This is a genomic window from Mycolicibacterium austroafricanum (genome assembly GCF_902705885.1).
In the GTDB taxonomy this organism is placed as follows: Bacteria; Actinomycetota; Actinomycetes; order Mycobacteriales; family Mycobacteriaceae; genus Mycobacterium; species Mycobacterium vanbaalenii_A.
Window position 1 is genome coordinate 44,535 of record NZ_CACSIP010000036.1, and the last position, 14,128, is coordinate 58,662.

The window sequence follows — 14,128 nt, forward strand, 5'->3', positions numbered from 1 at the left end:
TGCTCAACCCTGGATCCGCTCCACGGCCGCCTGTGCGTCGCGCAACGCGTCGGCGACGCTCTTGCTGCCGGCCGCCGCCTCGTTGAGTTCGGTGCCGACCGCCTGGATCATCTCCTCACCGCCGGGGCCCTGCGACAGCGGGGCCGCATCGGCCAGGATCTCACCGACGGCTTCGTAGTAGTCGGCTCCGTATCCGTCGGCCAGCACCATCTCGTTGGTCAGTGAACTCTCCCGGATCACCGCACCGCCCTCGGCGACACGTTCGGCATCGATGTCGGGGGAGGTGATCCACGAGATGAAGGCCCACGCGGCGTCGGGTGTCGCCGAGTTGGCCGGAATCGCCCAGCTCCACGACCCCAGTGCGGACTTGCCTCCGGGAATGGGCGCCAGCGCGAACTGCCCGGCGCGTTCGCCGGAGGCGCCCGCCGGATCGTTGAGCGCGGGCAGGTTCCAGTTGTATCCGACCATCGAGGCGGCCTGACCGCTCGACACCGAACGGAATGCCTCGTCGAAGGCCCAGTTGAGGCTATTGGGCGGTGCCGCGGTGTTGTAGGTCTCGATGTAGGCGTCCAGCGCGCGGGCGGCCTGCTCGGTGTTCAGCGTCGGCTTGCCGTCGGCGTCGTAGATGGACCCGCCCGCGGCGAACAGCCAGTTGGCCCACTCCTCGAAGATCTTGTACCCGCGTTGCGGCTGCATCGCGATGCCGGCGTGCGCGCCGGTGTTGAGCTGCTGCGACGTGCTCACCAGTGCGTCCAGATCGGTGGGCACCGACTGGCCGGCGGCGTCCATGTCGACGGTGTTGTAGATGTAGCCCAGCGCATAGTTGTAGAACGGCACGCCGTAGGTGGTGCCGTCGACATCGGTGATGTCCGTCAGTGACGCGAAGAAGTCACCGGGGTTGTAGTCGGGCGTCGAGTCGATCCGCTCGTTCAGCGGCTCCAGGAACCCAGCGTCGGCGAAGTCGTCCATCCAGGGGTTGTCCACCACGATCAGGTCGTAGGCCGGTTCGGCCGACTGGAACGACGACACCAGGCGATCCCGCATCTGGTCGAAAGTCATCGTCTCGATGTTGATCTCGATATCCGGGTAGTTCTCGTTGAACTCACCGACCAGCCCCTGGACGATGTCGGTGTCGGGCACGTTCTCCATCAGCACCCGCACGGTGCCCGATGTGTCGGTCGGGATGTCGCCGAGCCCGGAGGACTCCTGCTCGCCCGAACCGCCGCTGCCCGCGCATCCGGCGAGGGTCAGGCTCGTGGCCAGCACCAGCGCCGGCCACGCCTTGGGAATCTTCATCATGCGTTCTCACTTCCGGTTTTCGGTGGGTTGATCCAGGATGTTCGTGTCGTCACGCTCGGAGCTCAATCCATATAGGCACCGCCGTTGACCGAAAGTGCTTCACCGGTGATGAACCCGGCGTCATCGGAGACCAGGAACGCCACCGCGCGGGCCACATCCTCGGGGGTCTGCAGCCGTCCCAGCGGGGTGGCGTCGATCCATGATTGCCGGACCTGTTCCGGAGTGGATTCGGAAAGTGCTGCTTCCCAGTCTAATTCACGTGACTGCATCGGGGTGGCGACGAACCCGGGGCACACGCAGTTGACGGTGATCCGGTGCTCGGCCAGCTCGAAGGCCATCGCCTGGGTCAGCCCCAGCACGCCGAACTTGGAAGCCACGTAGTCGGCCAGGAACGGCACCCGGCCCTGCTTGGCCGCCATCGACGCGGTGTTGACGATGCTGCCCTGGCGGCCGGTGCGGATCATGGCCCGCGCGGCGGCCTGGCCGCAGAAGAACACCGCCTTGAGGTTGATCTCCAGCGACCGGTCGTACTGTTCGGGGGAGACGTCGACAAACCTCTGCATCGCCGACACCCCGGCGTTGTTGATCCAGGCGTCCAGCCCCAGTCGGTCGGCGACGTCGTCGGCGAGCGCGACCGCCGCCTCCCCGTCGGTGACGTCGAATCGCAGGTACTCGTGGCCACGCTCACCGCCGCCGGTCAGGCCGGCCGCGGTCTGGGCGGCGCCCTCGCCGTCGATGTCGGTGACCACCACCCGCCAGCCCCGCTCGGCCAGGGTGGTGGCGATCGCCCGGCCGATGCCGGAGCCGGCGCCGGTCACGACGGCGGTGCGCAGGGAGGTGTTCGGGGCGGTCATGGCCGGGCCTTTCGTGCGAGTCGGTGGGAGAACGGGGTGAGAGCGTCGCCGAGAGCGCGCCAGTCGGTGTACGCGTCCGCGTAGCGCTGCACGTGGCGGGTGTCGGGGACGACGGGCTCACCCAGCGTGCGGAAGCGGTCGGTGTCTTCCCAGTCGTCGATCATCCCGACGCCGACCCCGGCGATGATGGCCGCACCCAGCGACGCGCCCGGATGCCCGATGATCGGCCACAACTCGGTGTCCAGGACATCGGCCAGGATCTGTTTCCACAGCGTGGACTTGCTGCCGCCGTTGGTGACCATGGCACGCTGCAGTGGCACGCCGATCTCGGCGAAGACCTCGGTGTGGTGTTTGAAGCCGAATGCGACGGCTTCGAGCACCGAGCGGTACAGGTCCGCTCGGGTGTGGGCGAGGTCCAGTCCCACGAACGCCCCCCGCAGGTCGGGATCGTGCAGCGGACTCTTCTCACCGAGAAAGTAAGGCAGGCAGAGGATTTCTGCCGGGTTGCGCTGCACCGCCTCGGCGTCGAGGTCGAGCAGATCGAGTCCGCCCGACAGTGTCTGGAACCAGCGGATCAGGCTACCGCTGGTCGCCATGCAGCCGTTCGGGAGCCAGCGGCCCGGCACCGGGTGCGCATCGAGGTACAGCCGGGCGTCGGCCACCGGTGCGTCGCTGGCGGCAAGCACGTCACCGGCACCGCCGAGCTTGACCAACCAGTCGCCCGCCGCGTTGACCCCGGCGGCGTACGCCGACAGCACGTGATCGGCGCCGCCGACGATCAGTGGCAGGCCGGCGCGCAGACCCGTGGCCGCCGCCGCGTCGTCGCTGAGCACCCCGGCCTGTTCCCCGGGGACGAGGATGTCGGGCTGGAGGTCGTCGGCCAGGTCTGCCGCGTCGAACATGGGCTGGTAGGGCTGCCCGGCCAGGCTGCCCAGCCCGGATTCGATGGACCAGTTCAGTTCCACGTGCGGTGCCGCGCCGAGCGCCATCAGCACCCAGTCGTAGGAGCCCACCAGGCGTGCGGTCCGGCGCCAGTTGCCGGGTTCGTTGGTGCGCAGCCACATTGCCGTCGGCGCCACCGACTGCTGGGTGATGGCCGAACCGGTCGCGGCGAGCACGTCGGCGGCGTCCATCGCGGCCTGCAGACGGGTGATCTCGGTGGTGGCGCGTGAATCGTTCTGCAGGATCGCCGGGCGGACCGGCGACCCGGCCCGGTCGATCGCCACCACGGCGGGGACCATCCCGGTGGTCGCCAGCGCGCCGATGTCACCGGGGGTGGCGCCGGACGCGGCCAGTACGTCGCGAATCGTCGCGTGCACGTTGGCGATCCACTCGGCGGGGTCGGCCTCGGCCCGACCGGGTTGCTCGGCGAACAGTCGCGTCTCACGGGATGCCTGGGCGGCGATGCGGCCCGCAGTGACGTCGATCAGCACGGTTTTAGTTCCCGTGGTGCCGACATCGACACCGATCGTGAACTCCGGCATGCCGTCTCCTCCGCTGGGTTGGTTAGACGATACCAATCCGCCTGTTAGATTCTCACACGTTCTGTGTAACAATCACGTTATCGTGGCGGAATACCCCCCAGAAGCTGTTATCAAATAACACATGAGGATGCGATGACAACCCGAGAGGCTCCGATGACCACCTGGCTGGACGACGTATTCGGCGTGCGCAAACCCGTGATCGCGATGCTGCACCTGCTCGCCCTGCCGGGCGATCCGGGTTTCGATTCGGCCGGCGGCGTCCGCGCCGTTGTCGACCGGGCCAAGGCCGAACTGGCGCAGCTGCACGAGGGCGGCGTGGACGGGGTGATGATCTCCAACGAGTTCAGCCTGCCGTACCTGACCAAGACCGAGCCGATCACCGCCGTGACCATGGCGCGGGTGATCGGTGAGCTGCTCTCCGAGCTGTCGATGCCCTATGGCGTCAATGTGCTGTGGGACGGCCGGGCCTCGATCGATCTGGCCGTGGCGACCGGTGCGCAGTGGGTGCGGGAGATCTTCACCGGGGTCTACGCCAGTGATTTCGGGCTCTGGGACACCAATATCGGGGAGGTGGCGCGCCACCGGCACCGCATCGGCGGCTCCGAGGTCAAGTTGCTCTTCAACATCGTGCCCGAGTCGGCGGTCTACCTGGCCCACCGAGACCTGGCCTCGATCACCGCGACGACGGTGTTCGCCACCAAGCCGGACGCCATCTGCGTATCCGGCCTGACGGCGGGCGCCCCGACCGATGCGCAGGCTCTGGGAGTGGTCAAGGATTCGGCCGGATCCGTTCCGGTGTTCGTCAACACCGGCGTTCGGGCGGACAACGCCGCCGAACAGCTCACGGTCGCCGATGGCGCCATCGTCGGCACCTATTTCAAGCAGGACGGGGTGTTCGAAAATCGGGCGGTCGCGTCGCGCGTCACCGAGCTGATGGGGGCGGTCAGAGACTTCCGCAGCACGCTGTGAGCACCGCCGCCGGGCTGCGTGAACTCGCGGTCACCGCTGCGCGGTACGGGGCCGGCGTATGTCTGCGGCGGTCGACCGAAGGCGGCGACGTCGTCACCAAAGGCGCCGCCGGAGACCTCGTCACCGCGGTGGACCGTGCGGCCGAGGAAGCGGTGCGCCAGGTGCTGCTGGACGCGCGGCCCGACGATGCGCTGCTCGGTGAGGAACTCCCGGCGCACCCGGGAAGCTCCGGGCTGCAGTGGGTGATCGACCCACTCGACGGCACCACCAACTTCACCCGGCGGATCCCGTTCTACGGCACCTCGGTCGGGGTGCGCGACGGCGACGGGGTGTGGTTGGCCGCGGCGGTCTGCGCTCCGGTCCTGGACACCACCTGGAGCGCGGCGCGCGGAACCGGCGCGCAGGTCGAAACCGCCTCGGGTCGTGAGGATCTGCCGCTCGCACTGGCGACCTCATCGGCGTCCGTGCTCGGCACCGGGCTGTCCTACGACGCCACTCATCGGCGCCGCCAGCTGCGCGAGCTGGGCTGGCTGATGGTCGACTACACCGACATGCGCCGGTTCGGCGCGGCGGCCATCGACCTGTGCCTGGTGGCACAGGGCAGCCTGGACGCGTTCGTCGAGGACGATCTCGGCGTGCATGACTGGGCGGCGGGCGCGCTGATCGCCGAGGAGGCCGGCGCACAGGTTCACCGGCCCACTGATCGCGACGCCACCATGTCGGCGCACTGGCGCTGAGACCCGGCTCAGGCGTCCACGCAGCGCACGTCCACGCCCGCCGTGCGCAGCTGCGCCACGGTCGGATGGCTGGGCGAACCATCGGTCACCAACACCGATATCGCGGACACCGGAGCCACGTTGATCAGTTGCACCCGACCGAGTTTGGACGCGTCCGCCGCCACGATCACCCGGTCCGCCGAACGCATGGCCGCCTGTTTGACGTTGCCTTCCTCGCGGTGGTACTCCGAGGCCCCGCGACGGCCGTGTACCCCGGCGATGCCCATCACGTAGGTGTCGCAGTTGTAGCGCAGATAGAAGTCCTCGGCCTCGGCGCCGATCAGGCTCAGCTCGCCGGGGCGGACCTTTCCGCCGGTGAGCAGGATCGTGGTGTCCGGTTCGGCGGCGAGCTCCACCGCGACCAGAACGCTCGGTGTGATCACCGTCAGGCCGAGTGCCCGGCCCTTCAGCGCCCGCGCCACGGCGAGCACCGTGCTGCCGCTGTCCAGGATCACGGTTTCCTGCGGTGCCAGTAGATCGGCGACAGCACGGGCGATGTGGGCCTTGCCGCCGGCGGCCACAGCCGCGCGGGCGTCGAACGACGGTTCGGTGGCTTTACCGCCGAACGCGATGGCGCCACCGAGGACCCGCCGCGCGATCCCCTGTTCCTCGAGACGTTCGATGTCGCGGCGAATCGTCATCGCCGAGACGTCGTACTCCGCGGCGAGCGAGGTGAAATCCACCTCACGGTCGGAGTGGATGCGCGCGGCGATCGCGGCGCGCCGCGCGTGGGCATCCAGCGAGGGCACGGTGCTGAGCCTATCGTGAAACCTGTGAGTGGTTCACATTGATCACACGAAAATGACCTTGCGATGTCAAAGATGTGAGCGCACCACAATCACTGGGCACTAGCGTGGGGGCCATGCGGTACTACTACTCCGCCGAGGCGATCAGGGCTGCCGAGGAGCCGTTGCTCGCTGCGCTTCCCGAGGGTGTGCTGATGCGCCGCGCCGCCTACGGTCTGGCCACCGCGATCGCGCGGGAGTTGGGCGCCGTGGCCGGCAAGAACGTCTGCGCGGTCGTCGGCTCGGGCGACAACGGCGGCGACGCACTGTGGGCCGCGACATTCCTGCGTCGCCGCGGCGCAGGCGCGTCTGCGGTCCTGCTGAACCCGGACAAGGCGCACCGCAAAGCGCTCGCCGCGTTCCTGCGCGCCGGTGGGCGCATCGTCGAAACAGTTCCTGCGGCAACCGATCTGGTCATCGACGGGGTCGTCGGCATCTCCGGCTCCGGGCCGCTGCGGCCGAACGCCGCCGAAGTCTTCGACGCCGTCGACAAGGCGGGCATCCCGGTGGTCGCCGTCGACCTGCCCAGCGGGGTCGACGGCGGGACCGGCACCGCCGACGGGCCGCACGTGACCCCGGCGGTGACGGTCACGTTCGGCGGGCTCAAGCCGGTCCACGCGCTGCGGGACTGCGGCCGCGTCGAGTTGGTCGACATCGGGCTGGATCTGCCGCCCAGCCCGCTGGCGGCATTCGAGGCCCGCGACGTGGCCGCCCGCTGGCCGGTGCCGGGCCCCGATGACGACAAGTACAGCCAGGGCGTCACCGGTGTGATGGCGGGTTCGGCGACCTACCCGGGCGCCGCGGTGCTGTGCACCGGCGCCGCGGTGGCCGTCACCTCCGGTATGGTCCGTTACGCGGGCAGTGCTGCGCAGCAGGTGCTTTCGCAATGGCCCGAAGTGATCGCCACACCCGGACACGCCACCGCCGGCCGGGTCCAGGCCTGGGTGGTCGGGCCCGGTCTGGGCACCGACGAGACCGCCGCGGCCGCTCTGTGTTTCGCGCTGGAGACCGACGTTCCCGTCCTCGTCGACGCCGACGGGCTGACGATGCTGGCCGCGCACACCGACCTGGTTGCGGACCGCCGGGCCGCGACCGTCCTGACACCGCACGCGGGCGAGTTCGCCCGGCTGGCCGGATCTCCGCCCGGGCAGGACCGCATCGCCGACACCCGCAGGCTGGCCGATCGGCTGGGTGTCACGGTGTTGCTCAAGGGCAATGTCACCGTCATCGCCGAACCCGGGGGCCCGGTGTACCTGAACGTCGCCGGCCAGTCGTGGGCCGCCACCGCCGGTTCCGGCGACGTGCTGTCCGGGATCATGGGCGCACTTCTGGCGGCGGGATTGCCGTCAGGTGAGGCCGCCGCCGCCGCCGCGTTCGTCCACTCCCGCGCCGCCGAGATGTCCGCCCGCGACCCCGGACCGGCGCCGGTTCCGACGTCGTCGTCGCGGATCCTTGCCCATCTGCGCCCGGCGTTGGGTTCGATCCTCTAGAAAGAACCCCATGCCCAACGTTTCCCGTCATTCGTCGCTGACCCCTGCCTACACCGGCCGGCTGTCCACCTCGCCACTGCCGGCGCTTCGTCTGCCCGACGAGTCGATGGATCCCGACCAGACCTACCAGTTCATCCACGACGAGCTGATGCTCGACGGCAGCTCTCGGCTCAATCTGGCCACCTTCGTGACGACCTGGATGGATCCCGAGGCCGGCCGGCTGATGTCGGAGACGTTCGACAAGAACATGATCGACAAGGACGAGTACCCGGTCACCGCAGCCATCGAGCAACGCTGCGTGTGCATGGTCGCCGACCTGTTCCACGCCGAGGATCTGCGCGACGACGACCCGGCCACCGCGGTCGGGGTGTCCACGGTCGGGTCCAGCGAAGCGGTGATGCTGGCGGGGCTGGCGATGAAATGGCGGTGGCGCGACCGGGTCGGCGGGCAGAACGGTGATGGCTGGAAGACACGCACCCCCAACATGGTGATGGGCTCCAACGTCCAGGTGGTGTGGGAGAAGTTCTGCCGGTACTTCGACGTCGAGGCCCGCTATCTGCCGATGGAGGAGGGGCGCTACGTCATCACCCCCGAGCAGGTGCTCGCCGCGGTCGACGAGGACACCATCGGCGTGGTGGCCATCCTGGGCACCACGTTCACCGGCGAGCTCGAACCCGTCGCCGAGATCTGCGCGGCGCTCGACGATCTCGCCTCCCAGAAGGGAAAACCGGATGTGCCGGTGCACGTCGACGCCGCCAGCGGCGGTTTTGTGGTGCCGTTCCTGCACCCCGACGTGGTGTGGGACTTCCGGCTGCCCCGGGTGGTGTCGATCAACGTCAGCGGGCACAAGTACGGCCTGACGTATCCGGGCATCGGCTTCGTGGTGTGGCGCAACGCCGAACACCTACCGGAAGACCTGGTCTTCCGGGTGAACTATCTGGGCGGCGACATGCCCACCTTCACGTTGAATTTCTCCCGTCCCGGCAACCAGGTGGTCGGTCAGTACTACAACTTCCTGCGCCTGGGCCGGGAGGGGTTCATCCAGGTGATGCGCTGCCTGTCCGACACCGCGCAGTGGTTCGCCCGGGAACTGGCCGGCATGCCCGAATTCGAGGTGATCTCCGACGGGTCGGCCATCCCGGTGGTGTCATTCAAGCTGGTGAAGGGCACCAAGTACACGGTGTTCGATGTCTCGGCGCTGCTCCGCAGCTACGGCTGGCAGGTGCCCGCCTACACGATGCCGGACGACGCCACCGATGTCGCGGTGCTGCGCGTGGTGGTGCGCGAGGGTTTCTCGGCGAACCTCGCCCGCGCACTGCGCGATGACCTGCGCAAAGTGCTGGCCAAGCTGGACCAGGTGGAGCTCGGCGGCTTCGCCGACGAGGCCCACTTCGCCCACTGAGCCGGCGACGGGGCGAGCCTGGGACAATCGGGGGCAGTGATCACCACCGTCAACACCCCCACCGCGGTCGTCGACCTCGACGCCATCGCCCACAACGTGGCCACGCTGCGCGAGCACGCGGGTGCCGCGGCGGTGATGGCTGTCGTCAAGGCCGACGGCTACGGTCACGGCGCCGCCCCGGTGGCCCGGGCGGCGCTCGCCGCCGGTGCCTCGGAGCTGGGCGTCGCGACGCTCGACGAGGCGCTCGCGCTGCGCCGGGCCGGCATCACCGCACCCGTCCTTGCCTGGTTGCACACCCCGCAGGCCGATTTCGCGCCCGCGCTTCAGGCCGACATCCAGGTGGCGGTGTCCTCCGAACGACAGGTCGACGACGTCGTCGCCGCCGTCCGTCGCACCGGCGTCACCGCGACGGTCACCGTCAAGGCCGACACCGGCCTGAACCGCAACGGGGTCGGGCCGGACGCCGTTCCCGCGTTACTCGACGCACTGCGGCGTGCCCAGGCCGAGGACACGGTGCGGGTCCGCGGGATCATGTCGCACCTGGCGCACGGCGACGACCCGCAGAACCCCTTCAACGACGTGCAGGCGCAGCGGCTCACCGATCTCGCGGCGACGGCCCGCGCCCTCGGCCTGCGGTTCGACGCGGTGCACCTGTGCAACTCCCCGGCGGTCCTGACGCGTCCCGATCTCGCGTTCGACATGGTGCGTCCCGGCATCGCGGTCTACGGCCAGAACCCGGTCCCACACCTCGGTGACTTCGGGCTGCGTGGGGCGATGACGGTGAAATGCCCGGTGGCAATGGTCCGGTCGCTCAGGGCGGGCGACGGCGTGTCCTACGGGCACACCTGGACCGCGGACCGCGACACCACGGTTGCGCTGCTCCCCGTCGGGTACGCCGACGGGGTCTTCCGGCCGCTGAGCAATCGCTTCGAGGTGTTGATCAACGGCAGGCGGTACCCGAACGTCGGCCGTGTCTGCATGGATCAGTTCGTGGTGGATCTCGGTCCCGACCCGACCGGCGTCGCGGAGGGTGACGACGCCATCCTGTTCGGCCCGGGCACCGACGGCGAACCGACCGCACAGGACTGGGCGGACCTGCTCGGCACCATCAACTACGAGGTCGTCACCAGCCCACGGGGACGCATCGTGCGCAGCTATCAGGGTGGTCCACGGTGAGCGCACGCGCGGGATGGTTCGCCGGCGCGGCGGGGATGTCCGCCGTCGGCACCGCCGCAGGGGTTTCGATGGCCCGGTCGCTGCGGCGCCGCGTCACCAGTGAAGATCCGCATGTCGACGAGGACTTCGAGTTGCTCGACGCCGACCGCGGCTGTGTGGTGACCACACCCGACGGGGTGCCGCTGACGGTGCGCGAGGTCGGCCCGAAGGACGCCCCGCTGACCGTGGTGTTCGCCCATGGGTTCTGTCTGCGGATGGGGTCGTTTCATTTCCAGCGCGCACGGCTCAGCGACCAGTGGGGAGCCCAGGTCCGCATGGTCTTCTACGACCAGCGCGGTCACGGTCAGTCGGGTGAGGCGCCGCCGGACACCTACACCGTCGAACAACTCGGACAGGACCTCGAGAGCGTGCTGGCCGTGATGGCGCCGCGCGGCCCTGTGGTCCTGGTCGGTCACTCGATGGGTGGTATGACCGTGCTCTCCCACGCCCGGCAGTACCCGCAGCGTTACCCGACCCGGATCGTGGGGGCCGCACTGATCGCGTCTGCCGCGGAAGGGGTTTCGCGGTCCCCGCTCGGGGAGATACTGCGGAACCCGGCGCTCGAGGCGGTGCGCTTCACGGCGCGCTACGCCCCGAAGCTGGTGCACCGGGGCCGCGGCGCCGCGCGCCGGGTGATCGGGCCCATCCTGCGTGCGGCCTCCTACGGGGACCAGAAGATCAGCCCCAGCGTGGTGGCGTTCTCCGAGGAGATGATGCACGACACCCCGATCGCCACCCTGGTGGAGTTCCTGCACGCCTTGGAGGTGCACGACGAGACCGAGGGGTTGGAGACGCTGAGCAAGGTTCCGACCCTGGTCGCCTGCGGTGACCGTGACCTGTTGACGCCGATGGAGTACTCGGAGGAAATGGCTGGCGCTTTGGCCAAAGCCGAGCTCGTGATCGTCTGCGGTGCAGGGCATCTGGTTCAGCTCGAGCGCCCGGAGGTGATCGACGATGCGCTGGTCCGGCTGGTGGAACGGGCCACACCGTCCAAACTCGTCGCGCTGACCCGTCGGGTGCGGGAGCGGGTACGGGCCAATGGATGAGAGTTCGGGCACCGCGGAACTGTTGACCGCTGACGACACCATCGCGCTGGGGGTCCGGCTGGGACGCGAGCTGCGCGCCGGCGACGTGGTCGTGTTGTCCGGGCCCCTCGGCGCCGGAAAAACCGTTCTCGCCAAGGGGATCGCGCAAGCCATGGACGTGGACGGGCCGGTGATCTCGCCGACTTTCGTCCTGGCCCGGGTGCACCGGGCGCGCCGTGCGGACACCCCGGCGATGGTGCACGTCGACCTGTACCGACTGCTCGACCAGACATCGGTCGACCTGCTCGCCGAACTGGATTCACTGGATCTGGACACCGACCTCGAGGATGCCGTCGTGGTCGTGGAGTGGGGTGAGGGTGTCGCCGAACGGTTGTCGGACAGTCATCTCGACATCCGGCTGGAACGCGCGCCGGAAACCGATGTGCGCACCGCCATCTGGCAGTGGAGCCGGACATGAGCATCCTGGTGTTGGCGATAGACACCGCCACGCCCGCCGTCACGGCCGGCGTGGTCCGACTCGACGGTGATGCCACCGAACTTCTTGCCGAGCAGGTGATCTTCGATCCCCGGGCGCACGCTGAGCGCCTCACACCCAACATCGTCGGCGCGCTCGGCGACGCCGAGGTCACCGTTGGTCAACTCGACGCCGTCGTGGTGGGTTGCGGCCCCGGTCCGTTCACCGGGCTGCGGGTGGGCATGGCGACAGCGGCCGCGTTCGGTCATGCCCTCGGTGTCTCGGTGCGGGGGGTGTGCAGCCTGGATGCCATCGCGGTCGGCACCACCGGGGAAGTGCTGGTGGTCACCGATGCGCGCCGCCGCGAGGTGTATTGGGCCCGGTACCGTGACGGCGTGCGGATCGACGGCCCGGCCGTCAACGCGGCGGGCGACGTGCCGGCCGGCGCCGACGCGGTCGCAGGGTCGCCCGAGCATGCGGCCTTGTTCGAGCTGCCGCGGTTGGCGCCGGTCTATCCGAGTGCGACGGGTCTGGTTCGCGCCGTGTCGAATTGGGAAGTCGAGCCTGAGCCGCTGGTGCCGATGTATCTGCGCAGACCCGATGCCAAACCGCAGGCGGCTGCGCGGTGAGTACCGCGCAGTTCGGTCCGCTGAAACCCGGTGACGCCGTGCGCTGCGCGGAGCTGGAAGCGCAGTTGTTCGACGGCGACGATCCGTGGCCCGAGCGGGCGTTCCTGTCGGAGCTCGCCGCCAAACACAACCACTACGAGGCTGCACGGGTCGACGACAAGCTCGTCGGTTATGCAGGAATCGCCCGGTTGGGCCGAATCCGCCCCTACGAGTACGAGATCCACACCATCGGTGTCGACCCCGCGTACCAGGGGCAGGGTATCGGCAGGCAGCTGCTCAACCGGTTGTTCGAATTCGCCGACGGGGGAACGATCTTTCTCGAGGTGCGCACCGACAACTCGGCGGCGATCGCACTGTATGAGAGTGCGGGGTTCACCAGGGTGGGGATTCGCAAACGCTACTACCGCGTCAGCGGGGCTGACGCCTACACGATGAAACGGGAGCGCCGATGATCGTTCTGGCCATCGAGAGTTCCTGCGACGAGACCGGTGTCGGCGTCGCAGAACTCGGCGACGACGGGACGGTGACGCTGCTGGCCGACGAGGTGGCGTCCAGTGTGGATGAGCACGCCCGCTTCGGCGGTGTGGTACCCGAGATCGCGTCCCGCGCGCACTTGGAGGCGCTGGGGCCGACGATGCGTCGTGCGCTGCAGGTCGCCGGCGTCACCAGGCCGGATGTCGTCGCGGCCACCATCGGTCCGGGTCTGGCCGGTGCGTTGCTGGTCGGTGTGGCTGCGGCCAAGGCGTATTCAGCGGCCTGGCAGGTGCCCTTCTATGCGGTCAACCATCTCGGTGGGCACCTGGCAGCCGACGTGTTCGACCACGGTCCGCTGCCGGAGTGCATCGGCCTGCTGGTGTCCGGCGGACACACCAACCTGTTGCACGTGCGCTCGCTGGGGGAGCCGATCGTCGAGCTGGGCTCCACCGTCGACGATGCCGCCGGCGAGGCCTACGACAAAGTGGCCAGGCTGCTGGGGTTGGGCTATCCGGGCGGCAGGGTGCTCGACGAGCTCGCCCGCACAGGCGATCCCGGCGCGATCGCCTTCCCCCGCGGTATGACCGGCCCGCGCGATGCCCCGTACTCGTTCAGCTTCTCGGGTTTGAAGACCGCGGTAGCCCGCTACGTCGAAAGCCATCCCGATGCAGCCCAGGCCGATGTGGCAGCGGGATTCCAGGAAGCCGTCGCGGACGTGCTGACAGCGAAGGCAGTGCGCGCGGCCGGCGAGCTCGGCGTGTCGACCCTGTTGATCGCCGGTGGGGTCGCGGCGAACTCGCGACTGCGGGAGCTGGCCGGGGAGCGCTGCGCCGCAGCGGGTCTGACGTTGCGCATTCCGCGGCCGCGGCTGTGTACCGACAATGGAGCGATGATCGCGTCCTTCGCCGCACACCTGATCGCGGCCGGGGCGTCGGCGTCCCCGCTGGACGTGGCCAGCGACCCTGGCCTGCCAGTGGTGCAGGGGCAGGTCGCGTGATGCGCCGGTTCCGTGGCCAGCATGGCCACGGACTTCATGTCGGTGACCTCGGCAGCACCGGGTTGTTTTGTGCGCGTTCGGCTTTGATGCGTGTGGCTTCGTCGGCGGCGCGGGTGCGTCGTCGGCGGGGCATCATCGCGGTGCGGGCCGGATGGGCAGGCGGACCTGTGCCCGGTGGTGGCAGGTTCGCGGTGGTGAGGTCGCAGGACGGGAAGAACAGTCGACTGCCGGGTTTGGTCGTGTAGGTTCGCCCG

General features: G+C 69.1%; 14 protein-coding genes and 1 pseudogene. 10 read left to right on the top strand and 5 right to left on the bottom strand.

What is annotated here, in order from left to right; all coding sequences use genetic code 11:
* Window positions 1-3: 3 nt before the first annotated feature.
* The 3 genes from BEMPMBAN_RS22805 to BEMPMBAN_RS22815 all read right to left on the bottom strand — a co-directional run bounded on the left by BEMPMBAN_RS22805 (window position 4) and on the right by BEMPMBAN_RS22815 (window position 3,637).
* Complete coding sequence (locus tag BEMPMBAN_RS22805) at window positions 4-1,296, bottom strand: extracellular solute-binding protein (protein WP_200846090.1); 1,293 nt, start codon at window positions 1,294-1,296, stop codon at window positions 4-6.
* Window positions 1,297-1,361: 65 nt separating this feature from the next.
* A complete protein-coding gene (locus BEMPMBAN_RS22810) occupies window positions 1,362-2,153 on the bottom strand; it encodes an SDR family NAD(P)-dependent oxidoreductase (RefSeq protein ID WP_159233540.1) in 792 nt (263 codons plus the stop codon).
* Window positions 2,150-3,637 (bottom strand): FGGY-family carbohydrate kinase, encoded by a 1,488-nt coding sequence (locus BEMPMBAN_RS22815; protein ID WP_159233541.1) that lies wholly within the window; start codon window positions 3,635-3,637, stop codon window positions 2,150-2,152. Before BEMPMBAN_RS22815 ends, BEMPMBAN_RS22810 begins: the two co-directional genes overlap by 4 nt.
* Window positions 3,638-3,790: 153 nt before the next feature.
* Here BEMPMBAN_RS22815 and BEMPMBAN_RS22820 point away from each other — a divergent pair, with 153 nt between their 5' ends.
* Window positions 3,791-4,606 (top strand): BtpA/SgcQ family protein, encoded by an 816-nt coding sequence (locus BEMPMBAN_RS22820; RefSeq protein ID WP_159233558.1) that lies wholly within the window; start codon window positions 3,791-3,793, stop codon window positions 4,604-4,606.
* Window positions 4,603-5,343: an inositol monophosphatase family protein gene (locus BEMPMBAN_RS22825; RefSeq protein WP_159233542.1), complete on the top strand. Its 741-nt coding sequence runs from the start codon at window positions 4,603-4,605 to the stop codon at window positions 5,341-5,343. The genes BEMPMBAN_RS22820 and BEMPMBAN_RS22825 overlap by 4 nt, the downstream gene beginning before the upstream one ends.
* Window positions 5,344-5,351: 8 nt before the next feature.
* Here BEMPMBAN_RS22825 and BEMPMBAN_RS22830 read toward each other — a convergent pair whose 3' ends face one another.
* Window positions 5,352-6,131, bottom strand: coding sequence for a DeoR/GlpR family DNA-binding transcription regulator (locus BEMPMBAN_RS22830; protein ID WP_159233543.1), 780 nt, complete (start codon window positions 6,129-6,131; stop codon window positions 5,352-5,354).
* 113 nt (window positions 6,132-6,244) lie between these two features.
* Between BEMPMBAN_RS22830 and BEMPMBAN_RS22835 the strand changes: the two genes are divergently transcribed.
* From BEMPMBAN_RS22835 to tsaD, 8 genes are read left to right on the top strand one after another with little or no spacing between them, the layout of a single operon-like run.
* Window positions 6,245-7,657: an NAD(P)H-hydrate dehydratase gene (locus BEMPMBAN_RS22835; RefSeq protein ID WP_159233544.1), complete on the top strand. Its 1,413-nt coding sequence runs from the start codon at window positions 6,245-6,247 to the stop codon at window positions 7,655-7,657.
* A gap of 10 nt (window positions 7,658-7,667) precedes the next feature.
* A complete protein-coding gene (gene gad, locus BEMPMBAN_RS22840) occupies window positions 7,668-9,059 on the top strand; it encodes a glutamate decarboxylase (protein ID WP_159233545.1) in 1,392 nt (463 codons plus the stop codon).
* 36 nt (window positions 9,060-9,095) lie between these two features.
* Window positions 9,096-10,235, top strand: coding sequence for an alanine racemase (gene alr / locus BEMPMBAN_RS22845; protein ID WP_159233546.1), 1,140 nt, complete (start codon window positions 9,096-9,098; stop codon window positions 10,233-10,235).
* A 35-nt stretch (window positions 10,236-10,270) separates the two neighbouring features.
* Complete coding sequence (locus BEMPMBAN_RS22850) at window positions 10,271-11,320, top strand: alpha/beta fold hydrolase (RefSeq protein ID WP_200846091.1); 1,050 nt, start codon at window positions 10,271-10,273, stop codon at window positions 11,318-11,320.
* Window positions 11,313-11,777, top strand: coding sequence for a tRNA (adenosine(37)-N6)-threonylcarbamoyltransferase complex ATPase subunit type 1 TsaE (gene tsaE / locus BEMPMBAN_RS22855; protein WP_159233548.1), 465 nt, complete (start codon window positions 11,313-11,315; stop codon window positions 11,775-11,777). Before BEMPMBAN_RS22850 ends, tsaE begins: the two co-directional genes overlap by 8 nt.
* Complete coding sequence (tsaB, locus tag BEMPMBAN_RS22860; protein WP_159233549.1) at window positions 11,774-12,403, top strand: tRNA (adenosine(37)-N6)-threonylcarbamoyltransferase complex dimerization subunit type 1 TsaB; 630 nt, start codon at window positions 11,774-11,776, stop codon at window positions 12,401-12,403. The genes tsaE and tsaB overlap by 4 nt, the downstream gene beginning before the upstream one ends.
* Window positions 12,400-12,855 carry a ribosomal protein S18-alanine N-acetyltransferase gene (rimI, locus tag BEMPMBAN_RS22865; protein ID WP_159233550.1) on the top strand — a complete coding sequence of 152 codons (456 nt, stop codon included), beginning with the start codon at window positions 12,400-12,402 and terminating at the stop codon, window positions 12,853-12,855. The genes tsaB and rimI overlap by 4 nt, the downstream gene beginning before the upstream one ends.
* A complete protein-coding gene (tsaD, locus tag BEMPMBAN_RS22870; RefSeq protein ID WP_159233551.1) occupies window positions 12,852-13,874 on the top strand; it encodes a tRNA (adenosine(37)-N6)-threonylcarbamoyltransferase complex transferase subunit TsaD in 1,023 nt (340 codons plus the stop codon). Before rimI ends, tsaD begins: the two co-directional genes overlap by 4 nt.
* 34 nt (window positions 13,875-13,908) lie before the next feature.
* Here tsaD and BEMPMBAN_RS22875 read toward each other — a convergent pair.
* A pseudogene (locus tag BEMPMBAN_RS22875) lies at window positions 13,909-14,128 on the bottom strand (hypothetical protein); the annotation flags it as partial.

What these genes read in the sequence shown, in the direction of transcription:
- BEMPMBAN_RS22815 (WP_159233541.1), bottom strand. Translation starts at nt 3,637, where the DNA reads ATGCCGGAGTTCACGATCGGTGTCGATGTCGGCACCACGGGAACTAAA.
- tsaE (WP_159233548.1), top strand. Translation starts at nt 11,313, where the DNA reads ATGGATGAGAGTTCGGGCACCGCGGAACTGTTGACCGCTGACGACACC.
- BEMPMBAN_RS22805 (WP_200846090.1), bottom strand. Translation starts at nt 1,296, where the DNA reads ATGAAGATTCCCAAGGCGTGGCCGGCGCTGGTGCTGGCCACGAGCCTG.
- tsaB (WP_159233549.1), top strand. Translation starts at nt 11,774, where the DNA reads ATGAGCATCCTGGTGTTGGCGATAGACACCGCCACGCCCGCCGTCACG.
- BEMPMBAN_RS22850 (WP_200846091.1), top strand. Translation starts at nt 10,271, where the DNA reads ATGTCCGCCGTCGGCACCGCCGCAGGGGTTTCGATGGCCCGGTCGCTG.
- gad (WP_159233545.1), top strand. Translation starts at nt 7,668, where the DNA reads ATGCCCAACGTTTCCCGTCATTCGTCGCTGACCCCTGCCTACACCGGC.
- tsaD (WP_159233551.1), top strand. Translation starts at nt 12,852, where the DNA reads ATGATCGTTCTGGCCATCGAGAGTTCCTGCGACGAGACCGGTGTCGGC.
- BEMPMBAN_RS22835 (WP_159233544.1), top strand. Translation starts at nt 6,245, where the DNA reads ATGCGGTACTACTACTCCGCCGAGGCGATCAGGGCTGCCGAGGAGCCG.
- BEMPMBAN_RS22810 (WP_159233540.1), bottom strand. Translation starts at nt 2,153, where the DNA reads ATGACCGCCCCGAACACCTCCCTGCGCACCGCCGTCGTGACCGGCGCC.
- BEMPMBAN_RS22820 (WP_159233558.1), top strand. Translation starts at nt 3,791, where the DNA reads ATGACCACCTGGCTGGACGACGTATTCGGCGTGCGCAAACCCGTGATC.